The 13,923-nt window shown below is 43.0% G+C and carries 10 protein-coding genes; 9 read left to right on the top strand and 1 reads right to left on the bottom strand.

The window, feature by feature from the left end:
• The first annotated feature begins 182 nt into the window (after window positions 1-182).
• The 6 genes from NST31_RS04575 to NST31_RS04550 all read left to right on the top strand — a co-directional run bounded on the left by NST31_RS04575 (window position 183) and on the right by NST31_RS04550 (window position 10,005).
• Window positions 183-2,228: a hydantoinase/oxoprolinase family protein gene (locus NST31_RS04575; protein WP_077109791.1), complete on the top strand. Its 2,046-nt coding sequence runs from the start codon at window positions 183-185 to the stop codon at window positions 2,226-2,228.
• A 36-nt stretch (window positions 2,229-2,264) separates the two neighbouring features.
• Complete coding sequence (locus NST31_RS04570) at window positions 2,265-4,223, top strand: hydantoinase B/oxoprolinase family protein (protein ID WP_339164113.1); 1,959 nt, start codon at window positions 2,265-2,267, stop codon at window positions 4,221-4,223.
• Window positions 4,224-5,325: 1,102 nt separating this feature from the next.
• The gene (locus tag NST31_RS04565) at window positions 5,326-6,363 is read left to right on the top strand and encodes an extracellular solute-binding protein (RefSeq protein ID WP_077109793.1); all 1,038 of its coding nucleotides are present in this window, start codon (window positions 5,326-5,328) and stop codon (window positions 6,361-6,363) included.
• Between the two features lie 16 nt (window positions 6,364-6,379).
• Window positions 6,380-7,510, top strand: a complete 1,131-nt coding sequence (locus NST31_RS04560; protein WP_077109794.1) for an ABC transporter ATP-binding protein — start codon at window positions 6,380-6,382, stop codon at window positions 7,508-7,510.
• Window positions 7,507-9,207 carry an iron ABC transporter permease gene (locus NST31_RS04555; protein ID WP_077109795.1) on the top strand — a complete coding sequence of 567 codons (1,701 nt, stop codon included), beginning with the start codon at window positions 7,507-7,509 and terminating at the stop codon, window positions 9,205-9,207. Before NST31_RS04560 ends, NST31_RS04555 begins: the two co-directional genes overlap by 4 nt.
• A 21-nt stretch (window positions 9,208-9,228) precedes the next feature.
• Window positions 9,229-10,005, top strand: a complete 777-nt coding sequence (locus NST31_RS04550) for an HAD-IIA family hydrolase (protein WP_077109796.1) — start codon at window positions 9,229-9,231, stop codon at window positions 10,003-10,005.
• A gap of 27 nt (window positions 10,006-10,032) precedes the next feature.
• On the opposite strand, the gene NST31_RS04545 is transcribed toward NST31_RS04550, so the two are convergent.
• Window positions 10,033-10,596, bottom strand: a complete 564-nt coding sequence (locus NST31_RS04545; protein ID WP_077109797.1) for a glycerol-3-phosphate responsive antiterminator — start codon at window positions 10,594-10,596, stop codon at window positions 10,033-10,035.
• A 165-nt stretch (window positions 10,597-10,761) separates the two neighbouring features.
• Here NST31_RS04545 and NST31_RS04540 point away from each other — a divergent pair, with 165 nt between their 5' ends.
• The 3 genes from NST31_RS04540 to NST31_RS04530 all read left to right on the top strand — a co-directional run bounded on the left by NST31_RS04540 (window position 10,762) and on the right by NST31_RS04530 (window position 13,793).
• A complete protein-coding gene (locus NST31_RS04540) occupies window positions 10,762-12,342 on the top strand; it encodes a glycerol-3-phosphate dehydrogenase/oxidase (protein WP_339164110.1) in 1,581 nt (526 codons plus the stop codon).
• A gap of 528 nt (window positions 12,343-12,870) precedes the next feature.
• Window positions 12,871-13,338 carry a hypothetical protein gene (locus NST31_RS04535; RefSeq protein ID WP_077109800.1) on the top strand — a complete coding sequence of 156 codons (468 nt, stop codon included), beginning with the start codon at window positions 12,871-12,873 and terminating at the stop codon, window positions 13,336-13,338.
• A complete protein-coding gene (locus NST31_RS04530; RefSeq protein ID WP_077109801.1) occupies window positions 13,314-13,793 on the top strand; it encodes a hypothetical protein in 480 nt (159 codons plus the stop codon). Before NST31_RS04535 ends, NST31_RS04530 begins: the two co-directional genes overlap by 25 nt.
• The last annotated feature ends 130 nt before the right edge of the window (window positions 13,794-13,923 follow it).

Below are 13,923 nucleotides of genomic sequence, written 5' to 3'. Positions count from 1 at the left end.
GTGAAACTTCATTCAGTAGGAGTTTTCTTCCCTCTCCTATTGAATGTTAGTTGAACCAATCGGGCATTTAGGAGCCGTTATCTCCCACATGGACCTCTTGTATTCACTCAAGATTTTGAAAGTGGGAGTATTAAGGCACCTTACATGCGGGATCAATAAATATATTTAAAACGGAGGGGATTATGTTGAGCAAAAAATCAGGCTATCATGTGGCAGTAGACGTAGGAGGTACTTTTACGGACGTATTTGTTTTTGATGAAATAACCGGAGAGATGTTTGTCACCAAAACTTCTTCTACGCCTTCCAATCCGGAAAAAGGGATTATTAATGGGGTTATGAAAGCCGAGTTGACAGGCGATCAAATAAAAATGTTTTCCCATGGTACGACAGTGGGGACCAACGCATTAATCGAAAGGAAGCTTCCAACAGCAGCGCTTATTACGACAAAAGGATTTAGAGATGTTCCTGAAATACGGCGCGGGACGAAGCTTGATCTATGGGATGCATATAATGATGTGGCAGAGCCTTATATTAAGCGGAGAAACCGCTTCGAATTGGACGAGCGTGTCGACTTTAACGGGGAAATGATGAAGGAAGTAAATGAAGCGGAAGTCCGTGAATTAGCCAGAATTTTAAGAAGAAAGGAAATTAAATCAGTAGCCATTTGCTTTATGAATGCTTATGTCAACGGAAAAAATGAGCAGAAAACGAAGGAAATTTTACAAGAAGAATTGCCAGATGCTTATATTTGCACTTCTTCCGATACTTTACCGGAAATTTTTGAGCATGAGCGGATGAGCACGACAATTGTCAACGCGGTGCTTGGACCGACAGTCAGCAAGTACATTCATCTTTTGGAAAGCAATATGAAAGATATCGGGTACGAAGGCGATATTATTGTCCTTCACTCAGGGGGAGGGGTAATGACCTCCCAAACGGTTCCAAAGTATGCGGCAAGATTGGCAAGCTCCGGTATCGCGGCAGGCGCGATCGCCAGCAAACATATTGCCAATATGTGCGGATTTAAAAATGCGATCGGTCTTGATATGGGTGGGACAAGTACAGATATTTCATTGATGTATGACAATGAACTCCGGATCACGAAAGATTGGTACATTGAATACGGTTATCCGATCGGTTTCCCGAGCATTGAAATCTTGACGATTGGCGCAGGGGGCGGAAGTATCTCTTGGATTGATGAAGGAGGGTCCTTGCGGAATGGCCCGCACAGTGCCGGAGCGGACCCAGGGCCTGCATGTTACGGAAATGGCGGCATGGAGCCGACAAATACAGATGCCAACCTGGTTCTTGGCAGATTGAATACGAAATTGATTAATGGCGAGATGTCACTGGATAAAGGGATTTCCGCCAAAGTAATTGAAGAAAAAGTGGCGAAGCCTCTCGGTTATGATACTCTCGGTGCTGCCAATGCCATGATCCAAGTGGCCAACGCCAATATGTGCGATGCATTGAACTTAATTTCCGTCCGTCGCGGCTATGACCCCCGTGACTTTGCTCTTGTGGCATTTGGTGGTGCAGGTGCGCTTCATGGCGCAGATTTGGCAAGGGAAATGGAAATTCCCACAGTGATCGTTCCCGCCCATCCGGGCGTTGCTGCGGCTATGGGCTGTCTGCTTGTGGATGTTCGCCACGATATTTCAAAAACGTATTTTGCCAAAGCGGCAGGAGTTACAAAAGAACAATTAGAAAATGAGTTTATCGAAATGGAAAAAGAAGCAACTGAACTTTTGGCGGAAGAAGGAATTGAAGACGATCAAATGAATTTGATTCGCTATATTGATATGCGCTATGTCGGACAGTGGAGAACTTTATCCGTCACAGTTGACCGACCGATTTTCAATCTGGAAGATGCCATTGAAAAGTTTCATCTTGAGCATGAGCGAGAATTCGCTTTTACGGACCGTGAAAAAGACATTGAAATTTACGGCTTGCGTGTGGAAGCAATTGGTACTGTCAAAAAGCCTCAATTCGTAAAAGAGCAGCCGGCCGGAACTTTGGAAGATGCCCTAAAAGAAATCCGCCCTGTTTATTTCCAAGAAGAAGGCGGTATGGTAGAGTCGAAGATTTACGACCGTTCGAAAATCCCGGTTCTGTCGGAATTCCAAGGCCCGGCAATTATTGAACAGCTTGATTCGACGATCGTTGTGCCGGCGGATTACAACGTCAAAATAGACGAATACCGCAATATTATTATGAATCGGGTTTAAAAACAGACAAATTCTATAATGAAGAGGAGCGATATCATGTTGAAAGTGGATACAAAATTAGATCCGGTAACGTTTGAAGTCTTAAAAAATGGCTTTGTCAATTTGGTTGACCAAATGTCAGAGCAAGTATTGAGAACTTGTTATTCTTTTGTGATATACAACCGTGATTTCAGCTCGGCGCTTTGTGATGCCCAAGGAAACACCGTAATGCAGGGAACTCAGGATATTTCCGTCCACGTCGGGACATTGCATTTAACAGCGAAAGCGGTGATTGAGGATTTTGGTGACGATATTCATCCGGGGGATGTATTTATCATTAATGACCCCTATAGAGGGGGAACGCATTTTAATGATACACGGATTATCCGTCCAGTTTTTCATGAGGGCCAACTCATCGCTTTTATGCAAGTGAATGGGCACTGGGCAGATATGGGCGGATCTACGCCAGGTTCCTTTGATATTAACGCCAAAAACCATTATGGGGAAGGAGTCCGGATTCCTCCACTCAGAATTTGGAGCAAAGGAGAGTACTTGCATGATGTGGCTCACTTGCTCGTTGCCAACATGCGTGTACCCGAAGAACGGCTCGGGGATCTCCGTTCCCAGGCGGAAGCGACCAAAACGGGAGAAAGACAGTTGATCAAATTGATCGAAAAATATGGACTTGATACGATTTTGACTGCATTTGAAGAAGTCCAAAATTATGTGGAACGCTTAACCCGCGTAAAAGTAAAAGAGCTTCCAAATGGTGTGTGGGAAACGACTGATTATATCGACATGGATCCTGAGATTGGGGACAGCCTGATACCGATAAAAGTAAAAATGACGATTAAAGACGATGAAATTTTTTACGATCTTTCCGGTTCTCATGAATCGATCGGCTGTTTCTTGAATTCGGCATTTGGTGCTTCGATGTCCGCGGCATACGCCGGAACGAAAACGTTCTTCCCGGATATACCGCTTAACTCCGGATTTTACCGGGCTGTCCATGTGGATCTTCCGGAAAATACAGTCGTCAATGCCTGCTGGCCGGTGGCTGTCACTGGGTTCTGTTCGGGAGCGTATGAAAAAATCATGAATGCGTGCTTTGAATTATGGTCGCAGATCATGCCTGAGCGCGCCCTTGCCTGTTCTTTCAACCTGGAGTATCTTCTTATCGGCGGAGACGATAAACGGAACGGCTATAACAACTATTTCATGTGGTATGACTGGATGGCCGGAGGCCATGGCGGCCGCAGCACAAAAGATGGGGCGAATGCATTGTCCCCGGTGTTCGGTGTCGGATTGAGCATTCAGCCATGTGAAGGGCAGGAACGTCTGTCCCCCGTCATTACGACCAAACATGAAATTGTCACTGATTCCGGCGGCCCTGGAAAATTCCGCGGCGGCTGCGGCGTGGAAAAAGGCGGTATCCTGACGGAAGCAGACGATGCTGTGATGTCTTACTGCTGTGACCGCTCCCGTTCTGTCACGTGGGGAATCTTCGGCGGTTTACCCTCCAATCCGCATGGTGTTCAACTGATGCGGGGTGAAGCAGACAGCGAATTCCTGGGAACGATTTTTTCCAATGTTAAAGTAAACAAAGGAGATGAATTCACAAGACCATCTGCTGGCGGCGGCGGTCTTGGCGATCCGCTTGAAAGAGATCCGCAAGATGTGCTTGAAGACGTCATTGACGACTATGTGTCCATTGAAAGAGCGAAGAAAGATTATGGTGTCGTCATAAAGGAAATTGACAGAGAAATCGACCTCTTTGAAATTGATGAAGAAGCAACGAAAACGGCTCGCGAGTATATTCGGCTTAACCGCAGAAAGTGGCTGGAACAAGATCCGGAAAGCGTCATGGAAAAATATCATAATGGTGAATTGGATCTATTGGATCTGATCCGTCATTACGGCATTATTATTGATCAAAAAACAAATGAACTGCTTCCGAAGTCAACCGCCCAATACAGGGAAGCGATGAAAAAACGCACATTGGCTTATTGGGGATAGAGAAAAAAGGAGATCATTCTTTTCCCAATAAGAATATGTAACCAGAAAAAATGCCGGAATGAGAGGGGTCAGCTGATATGCTCCCTTTTAAGTAGACTTGTAAAAAATGAAAACCTGGATACTTAAAGGGGGCATTTCAAAAATTTCCGATTTTCGTATATATTTTTAGCCATTTCAATCATACTGTTTTCATTGGCTTTTACAAATAGCGAAAATCCAATCCTTAAGACATCCAAATTTGTTTCACCAGCGAGTATTTATGATCAAAAATATAAAGAAAAAAATCCCAATAAAGGATATATTTTATTTGTTTTGACTCAACTAGTATACACTGTTGGGATATTTCTTATATTTAAACTTTATTATATTTGATTTATACCTTACCTTAATTTAAAACTAATAAGCAATACTAGACTATCCACACTGATATGCACCCCAAAAGTTAGACAAACCAATTCTAACCTTTGGGGTATTTTGTGGTCAAATATGGATTCAAACAAAAAGTGGTTGGCCTTATTTTACTGTCTGACGTACATCCAAAACGCCCGAGAAGCTTGCCATCACTTTCCGTTCTAATAGATTTTCATACGCTTTATAAGTTTCTGACTCATGGCATTGTAGTCGGCATTGGTTATGCATCAGTTCCTGCCTATCATCCAAGGGGAGGACGGATCGCGCGAAAAATTTGGGATTCATTCCTTTGCAAGTGTTGCTATTGCTTTGTAAACAAGCAGATAAAGAGAAACTTCATTCAGTAGGGCTTCTACTGAATGTTATTAGTTGAACCAATCGGGCATGTAGGTGCCGTTTTCTCCCACTTAGACCATTTGTATTCACTCAAGATTTTGAAGTGGGAGTCTTACGGCACCTTACACGCGGGATAAAACAAAAAATTGTTAACACTGACAAATATTCTTTTATTCTGAATTTACACTTGATGTTTTATAAAAATAGAGTATAATGTATGTAAATCCAATATAAGGCAGAGACGATGAGATGAACGCCTGAATTGAAAACCCTTACAAAGTGTGCGGGGTTTCTTTCAGTACGTTTATCTCATTTTTTTGTCTTGGTTATCCACATTTATTAAGGGGGGAACGAAGTGAAAAAGGTAGTAGGATTCTTGGCAAGTGTTTTTTTGGTTGCTGTCATGTTGGCAGGATGTGCAGGTGATTCGTCGGGCTCAGGTGAAGGCGGCGAGAAGGGCGAGGGGCGGATAACGCTCTATTCCCCGGAAACACCAGATATGACGAAAGAATTGAAGCAAAAATATGAAGAGCTTAATGATGAAACGGTTGATGTGCACTATGCGGGGACTAATGTTCTTGTCAACCAAATGATGGCAGAGAAAGACAATCCAAAAGCTGATGTTTGGTATGGAGGTGGAGGCATTCTCCCATTTGAAGCTGCTGTTGAAAAAGGTATTATCGGTTCTTATATTCCCGACTTGGCAGCTGATTGGGAAGTGGTAGAAAACGGCATAAAAGTGAAACATGAGGATGGCAAATATGTCGGTGTGGAAATCTTTGTCCTTGGATTTTCATATAACACTGAACTTGTTTCCGAAGAAGAAGCGCCGAAAACGTGGGAAGATTTACTTGATCCGAAGTGGAAAGGAAAAATCCAATTTTCCAACCCGGCAGCTTCAGGCACAGCCACTTTAATGGTTATGAGCAAGATGATGCAAAAGGGAGAAGACGAAGCTTGGACATATTTCGAGAAACTGGCGGAGCAGGCAAACTCTATGCCGGATTCAGGTTCAGCTCCTACAAAAGCGGTTTCCATGGGGGAGGCTCATATTGGGGTTGGTTTCGACTTCATGGCGTATGAATTAAAAGCCAAGGGAGAAAGCGTTGATTTTATTGTTCCGGATAAAACGCCCATTCTTGTTAATCCTGTATCACTAGTTGAAGGGGGACCAAACGAGGAGGGCGGCAAAAAGTTTATTGATTTCCTTCTATCTAAAGAAGGACAGGAAGTGTTGGCGAATTGGTACCATATTCCAATTAATCCTGAAGTAGAATCTAAAACACCACTCACCTTGGACAGCGTGAAATCGCATGCGATAGATCTTGATATCGATTGGGTCAACGAAAATTATGACCGCATTCGAAATGAGTGGAAAGATAAATTTCAGTAGAAAAGGATGAAACAATATGGGGTCAGTGAGAATAGAAAACGTAACAAAGAAATTTGGAGAGATGACAGCTTTGGACAACATTAGCCTCGACATTCGAGAAGGCGAATTTTTCGCCCTTCTCGGCCCGTCGGGTTGTGGAAAGACAACGACAATGAGATGTATCGCGGGTTTCGAGAGTCCTACAAGCGGCTCCATTTACATAGGTGACCGCGAAATGAAGGGGATTCCTGCCAACAGGCGGAATTGCGGGATGGTATTTCAAAGTTATGCTTTGTTCCCACATATGAATGTGTTTGATAACGTTGCGTACAGCTTGAACATCAAACAGCTAAATACAAAGAAGTGGCTTGCAAAATTACCGATATATGCCCGGCTTTTATCGAAACGGCTTGGGAGGACTCCAAAGGACATTAAAGACAGAGTCATAGAAATGCTCCGATATGTTGAACTCGAACAGTATGCGGATCGTTTAACGAGCGAGCTTTCTGGGGGCCAGCAGCAGCGTGTCGCATTGGCGCGGGCCCTTCTTATGGAACCGGCAGTGCTTCTGATGGATGAGCCGCTTTCTAATCTGGACCAGAAGCTACGCCATTCGATGCGTAATACAATTCGTTCCATTCAACAGGATCTTGGGATCACAACGATTTTTGTTACCCATGATCAAGAAGAAGCAATGAGCATGGCTGACCGCATTGCGGTTATGGATCATGGCAATGTGGTCCAAGTGGGAACACCAACCGAACTTTATAGTCATCCGGCGACACCATTCATTGCCGATTTTGTTGGAACATCCAACATTCTCCAAGCCATTGTTGACGGAAAAGAGAACGGATTGACCGTTGTAAAAGGGGATGGTTTTGTATTGCGATCCTCAAACGGGACAGATAAAGATGAAGTGGATGTCATTATTCGGCCTGAGCATGTGAAAGTGGCTGATGCAAATCAAACAGTCAACGAAGATGATACAAACGTTATTCAAGGAATCGTTATAATGGCAACATATCTTGGTTCAATCGTCCGATATGACGTCCAAGTCGGAAGTTATCAGCTTATTGTAGACACAACGTATTCTGCTGGAACCGGCATTTTTGAAGAAGGGAAAAAGGTAAAGCTTACGGTGGAACACGAGAGGGTGCTATTGATATGAAGCAGATAAAAGGGAGATTTAATGGTCTGACGGTCGTGAAAGTCCTCATTTATATATTTTTTGGACTATTCCTGATTCTTCCGCTTATTTCGGTTATTCTCGTCAGTTTTACCGGACAGCCGATCAATCTGCTTGGCTCGCTGACCGATCCGGCTACGTTCAGTTCCACGGTTGAGAAGTTTAAAGGGGCGTCTTTTGATTATTATAAAAAGATTTTTACAACAAGAAGTTACTTTGCCGCTTTGAAAAATAGTTTGCTGCTTTCGTTTCTCGTTACGATTGTTGTAACTCTCGTCTGTATACCACTTGCATACGGCATTGCCCGCACCAAAATGCCATTTAAGAAAACGATATCAGCTTTATGTATGGTTCCGCTCATCGTACCAACCTTTATTTCTGCTTATGCTTTCATTATTATGCTTGGCCGCTCAGGTTGGGTTACGCAGATTTACAATGCGCTTGGAGGAGAAGGAATGTTGATGAACCCGTATTCCATGTCGGGGATCATGCTTGTTCAAGTTTTCTTCTTCTTTCCATATGCACTTTGGCCGCTCGTAGCCGCGTTTAAAGTAAGTGACTTAAGTTTGGAAGAAGCCTCGCAAAATCTCGGGGCGAAAAACCTCTTCACCTTTGCTTTTATAACGTTTCCGCTTGCATTGCCAGGTATTATTTCGAGCGCGCTTCTTATTTTTACTGTGAGTTTCTCCGACTTTGGCACGCCGATCATCTTGGCGCCTAAAGAAACAAATTTGCTTGTTGTGGAGGCTTACCGCGAAATGGCCGGTTTCTTTAATTGGGGAGGTGCAGCCATCTTAACGGTCGTCATGGTGCTGGTCGCCGGCTTCTTCTTTTGGCTGCAGCATTTGTTTACAAAAGGAAAGAATTACGGAACAGTTTCCGGAAAGCCTAAGCAGCAAAAGCTTAGTGATCATAAAGGATTAAACTGGACACTTTCGATCTACTCCTTAATCGTTGTGCTCATTCCATGCTTGGCGATGTTTTCAATCGCCATTCAGTCTTTTGCGACAACATGGGGAAAAGATCCGCTGCCGAACGGATATACACTGCAGCATTATAAAACAATTTTCTCAACCTCGCTGGGAAATATTCAAAACAGCATTATTCTGGCGCTGGGCGCGCTTGTGGTCAGTGTGATCATTTCAACTTTCGTTTCGTATTTCGTTGTCCGGCAAAACTCTTCTGCGCTGGACTTTATGGTATCAATCCCGTTGGTTGTTCCAGGTATTGCTTTTGGCATTGCGCTGATTCAAACGTTTAATACCGCTCCGCTCCAATTAACGGGAACAGCTATCTTGCTCATCATCGCCTATACGATCAGGCGTCTTCCGTACATGATCAGGTCGACGATGGGAACAATGCGTGCCATCAAGCAGGATATTGAAGAGGCCGCCATTAATCTTGGAGCCACACAGCTTACAGCGGCGATGACGATTATTGGACCACTTATGCTTCCGGGTATAGCGGCTGGATCGGTTCTTGTTTTCGTTACTGTCATTAAGGAAGCCAGTGTTTCAATCCTTCTGGCTCCGGCTGAGTGGGCACCGATGAGTTTGGCGATCTTTCAAAATATATTGCGGGGAGAATATTATACAGCCGCAGCGATGTCGATCGTATTAGTTGTCCTTGTACTTGTGTTACAGGCACTTGCAAACAGGCTGGGGAATAAGCAGTTATAGCAGACTACAGGAGTGACAGTGATGAAGGGGTTTATATTTGATCTGGATGGAACGATTTATGTTGATGATGAAATGATTGAAGGAGCCGCCGACGCCATTCACAGGCTGAAATCCCGGGGGGATCGAGTGATTTTTTTGACAAACAAGTCGATCGCACGCCGGACCGATTATGTTAAAAAACTCAACATGCTTGGAGTAGATACCACTTTAGATGAAGTGATTAGTTCCAACTTTATAACGGCAAAATATTTAAAAAATAGCATGAAGCCAGGGGATGCGGCTTACGTTATAGGGGAGGAGCCGTTATTTGACGAGCTCGCGGAAGAAAACATCCATATAGCGAAGGATCCCCACCTAGCTTCTTATGTTGTTATCGGTTGGGATCGAAAATTTGATTATAATAAGTTAAACATCGCTTTTCAAGCGTGGAGAAATGGTGCGAAAATCATCGCAACGAATCCGGATAGGACTTGTCCGGTTAAAGAAGGAGAATTACCCGATTGCGGTGCGATGATTGGCGCCATTGAAGGTGCGACAGGAGAAACGGTGACAATGATTATAGGAAAACCGTCTCATCTTATGGCCAGCTATGTATTGGATCAAGTTCTTCGGCTTCCCGCAGAAAACGTTTATATGGTTGGGGACCGGCTTGAAACAGATATTCGTATGGGGAATGAAGCAGGGATGAACTCTGTTCTTGTGTTGACAGGAATCACGGATTCATCTATGCTTGAAAGGACGGTGGATCGACCCAAATATACACTCTCCAGCGTGAAGGACATTGATCAGATTGTGTAAAAATCAATTCATATGGATGAGGAAAGATTACAGGTCGAAATGCCACATATTCGGATTGCCGGAAGAAACCGCGAGTGCCCCGGCTCTCAATGCGTCATGAACTTCTTGAAGTTCCGAAATTAGTCCACCAACGATAATGGGATAAGGAAGCTCTGATGTAAGCTGATCAACTATTTTCGGCATGATACCCGGCATGATTTCAACAGCATCGGGACTGCATGATTTTACCATTTCAATTCCTTTGTACAAGGCGCTGCGATCTAAAAGGAAGATCCGTTGAATGGTCATGAGATTCATTTCTTTGGCGAATTTGACCATGTTTGCTTTCGTCGTAATGATTCCTGTCGGCTTCCATGCCTCAGCAATGAAGTTGACGGCACTGCGGGAATTGGAAAGACCTTCAATAAAGTCAAGGTGGAGAAAGACGTGTTTTCCGGCTTCTTTTAGCTGCAAAATGTAGCGCTCAGCGGATAACAGGTTCCCAGTAAGCAAGAAGACGATATTGACGTTGCTCTTTAATGCCATTTCCAGATCGGCTTCACTTTTAACGGAAGCGATAATTTGTGATTCAACCATGTCTTCAATTCTCATGTAGTACAAATCACACCCTTTTTATTGTTAATAGTTTTAGTTTATCACATAAGTGATTTGTTAAAAATATGATATAGGGTCAGAGATTCTGAGAAAAGGCCATTGCAATCCCCCGTTTTTAAACGGGGCGGTTGGAGTGGCTTTTATTATACGGAGGATTTTAAAGTGAGAACATTTTCATTTAAGGAACGAAACCAATTATTGGAGCATTTAGGTGATACAAACTACGATGTCATCATTGTGGGAGGGGGAATTACAGGAACCGGGATCGCTCTTGACTGTGTAACAAGAGGATTGAAGACACTTCTCGTCGAGATGCAGGATTTTGCCGCGGGAACTTCCAGCAGGTCGACAAAGCTAGTCCACGGAGGGCTGCGATACTTAAAGCAGTTTGAAGTCGGTATGGTTTCAGAGGTTGGAAAGGAGCGGGCGATTGTTTACGAGAATGCGCCCCACGTGACACATCCGGAATGGATGTTGCTGCCGATCTATAAGAAAGGAACATTTGGCAAGTTTTCGACTTCTGCTGGCTTGCGGGTATATGATTTTTTAGCCGGAGTCAAAAGGGATGAACGGCGTCGAATGTTGACGAGGGAAGAAACATTGGCAAAGGAACCGCTTTTAAAAAAAGATGGTCTCCTGGGAAGCGGTTATTATGTTGAATATCGGACGGATGATGCCCGCCTGACAATAGAAGTGGCCAAGAAAGCCTTTGAAAAGGGAGCCGACCTGCTCAATTATACAAAGGTGGAAGGCTTCTTATATGAAGATGGAAACATTTCGGGGGTTAAGGTTCGGGACGTCTTGACGGATCAACGATATGAAGCAGTGGGCCGTAAGGTTGTCAATGCAACAGGTCCGTGGGTGGAGAGTCTTATTGAAAAAGATATAGAGGTAAAAGGAAAAGGTCTGACACATACGAAAGGTGTCCATATTGTAATTGATCAAGGGGTATTTCCACTTAGACAGGCTATTTATTTTGATACGCCTGATGGCCGGATGGTTTTTGCCATTCCGAGAGACGGAAAAACTTATGTTGGGACAACAGACACCTTTTTCGACGGTGATTTGAAAAATCCGCCCATTACGGAGGAGGATAAAGAATATTTGTTGTCATGCATTGAGTTTATGTTTCCTGAACTTGATCTTACTATAGATGACATTGAATCGGGATGGTCTGGAGTTCGTCCATTAATTCAGGAAAAAGGCAAAGGCCCTTCCGAGATATCTCGTAAAGATGAAATTTGGATATCTGATACCGGATTAATAACTATTGCTGGCGGGAAATTAACAGGTTATCGAAAAATGGCTGAAACCGTTACGGATATGCTGGCGCAAAAGCTTGAAGAAGAAGGGGTTCAAAGCGGACAATGCGTAACGAAAAACCTGCGGCTTTCCGGAGGAGACTTTACGAGTCCGAGGGATTATGATCTGTTTGTTGACCAGAAAAGCCGAGAATTGCAAGCGTTGGGTTTAGATGAACAAGAAGCGAGGAAAATGGCCGCAACTTATGGAACAAACGCAGATATTCTCGCTTCGCTCAAAGAAGATGTGTTACCGGATGGCGATCTGCCATTGGCCATTAAATTGCTTGTTTACTACGCCATGATGTATGAAATGGCCATAACGCCGGAAGATTTTTTCACACGCAGAACTGGGGCGAGTCTTTTTAACGTGGACTGGAAGAAGAAGTGGGAACAAGCGGTAACGGTTTATATGAAACAACTGGCGGATAGGCATAAGTGAAAGGCGGACTCATTTGGACGAAGGATTGCAAAAGAAAAAGGGCGTGTCTAAAAAGCCCCTAAAATAAATCAGTCGTAGAAAAAAGAACCATTTTTCCACGACTGATTTTGCATTTGTGGGGTTTCCTCTTGAAAGTAGCCGGGGTATGCCCGCTACTTTCAAGAAGTTGTGGGCAAGGGCCGCGATCCCGAATTCCAAGTGGACCTTTTCAAGGCCCCGCAGGAAAATCGGGGGAACGACCGATTGCCCTTGATGTGACCGAGCACACTTTCTACCCCAACTTTGCGTTGGGCGTAGATTTCTGCGTTCTCTTCACTTTCAAGGGCTCTCTTGGCCTTTGCTTTCATTTCTTCATAGATCATATTCAAATGGACCTGCCTGTTACCTTTGGCTTTTATACATCGAGCTTTTAGCGGGCAATCGGAACAATCCTCGCATTCAGCTTTGGACATGGCCTAAGGCATTCTTTTTATTTTTGTACGATTGAAAGATCACTTTCCGGCCATTTGGACAGTTGAGCAGATCATCGTGCGCCAGATAGGTCCAGTTTTTAGAAGTAGTGGAGAGATATATAATGTAAATACAATTGATGCACAAGCATCTGCAATACCAGTTTTAGCTTTAGTTTTAAGACAAGGCGCAACGTGGGCTATCAAAAAATACGGAAAAAGAGCTCTTATAAGTGCATTTGGAAAATATGCTCTAAGTAACGCAATAAAAAACGTTGCAAAACTAACAGTTAAAAGTAAGCACTTAAAGAGTAGCAAACAAAGGTTTAGTAAATTTAATGCAAATAGTCAAACTACTGATAAGAAATGTATTAAGGAAGCATTGCAGAAAGCATCAGTCTCCAAATTTGAAATGAATAAAAATGAAAAATTATCATTTAGAGTTGATGTCAATTTAGGAAAAAAAGTTGGAACAAAAGGAGAAACTAAAATTAGAATAGTGATAGGATATGATGGTAAGATATGGTCAGCATTTCCAGTAAAATAAGTTTTGAATATGAATTTATTAGTAATAAAGAGATTATTTCTAATAAACATAATAAGGACGTACCATCTATTTTAGCTGTAGAGGCAATGTTTACAATTAAAATTAATGACGAAATATATTTTCAATCAGAGTTGGCTATACTTGAGTTTTACAAAGCTTTGTTTAGATGGAAGGAAAAAATTACAAAAGATAATATACCGAAATTCCAATACTATACTGTTGAATATGATGATTATGAAGATGGGGCTATTATTTCTTTGCTACCGTTTTCTGATAAGGCAAGGGTTAAATCAATATGGGCAGAATCAGATATTTATAATGTATTTGATTTGAATTATATTGTTACTGAGTTTGTTGATTTAGAGCAAAAGCTAAGAAAAGATATAGAAGAATACTTTGATATCAAATTAATGAATTTTATAAAATATATTTCACATACTCTTATCGAGAGTTAAGGAAAAGGGCGTGTCTAAAAAGCCCCTAAAATAAATCAGTCGTAAAAAACGAACCATTTTTCCACGACTGATTTTGCATTTGTGGGGTTTCCTCTTGAAAGTAGCCGGGGTATGCCCGCCACTTTCAAGC

Source organism: Siminovitchia sp. FSL W7-1587, from assembly GCF_037963795.1.
Classification (GTDB): domain Bacteria; phylum Bacillota; class Bacilli; order Bacillales; family Bacillaceae_C; genus Siminovitchia; species Siminovitchia thermophila.
This window is presented reverse-complemented; position numbering and strand designations above follow the sequence as displayed.

Bases quoted from the DNA above. Each gene is read 5' to 3' on its own strand.
- NST31_RS04555 (WP_077109795.1), top strand. From the start codon at position 7,507: ATGAAGCAGATAAAAGGGAGATTTAATGGTCTGACGGTCGTGAAAGTC.
- NST31_RS04550 (WP_077109796.1), top strand. From the start codon at position 9,229: ATGAAGGGGTTTATATTTGATCTGGATGGAACGATTTATGTTGATGAT.
- NST31_RS04560 (WP_077109794.1), top strand. From the start codon at position 6,380: ATGGGGTCAGTGAGAATAGAAAACGTAACAAAGAAATTTGGAGAGATG.
- NST31_RS04570 (WP_339164113.1), top strand. From the start codon at position 2,265: ATGTTGAAAGTGGATACAAAATTAGATCCGGTAACGTTTGAAGTCTTA.
- NST31_RS04530 (WP_077109801.1), top strand. From the start codon at position 13,314: ATGGTCAGCATTTCCAGTAAAATAAGTTTTGAATATGAATTTATTAGT.
- NST31_RS04575 (WP_077109791.1), top strand. From the start codon at position 183: ATGTTGAGCAAAAAATCAGGCTATCATGTGGCAGTAGACGTAGGAGGT.
- NST31_RS04545 (WP_077109797.1), bottom strand. From the start codon at position 10,596: ATGAGAATTGAAGACATGGTTGAATCACAAATTATCGCTTCCGTTAAA.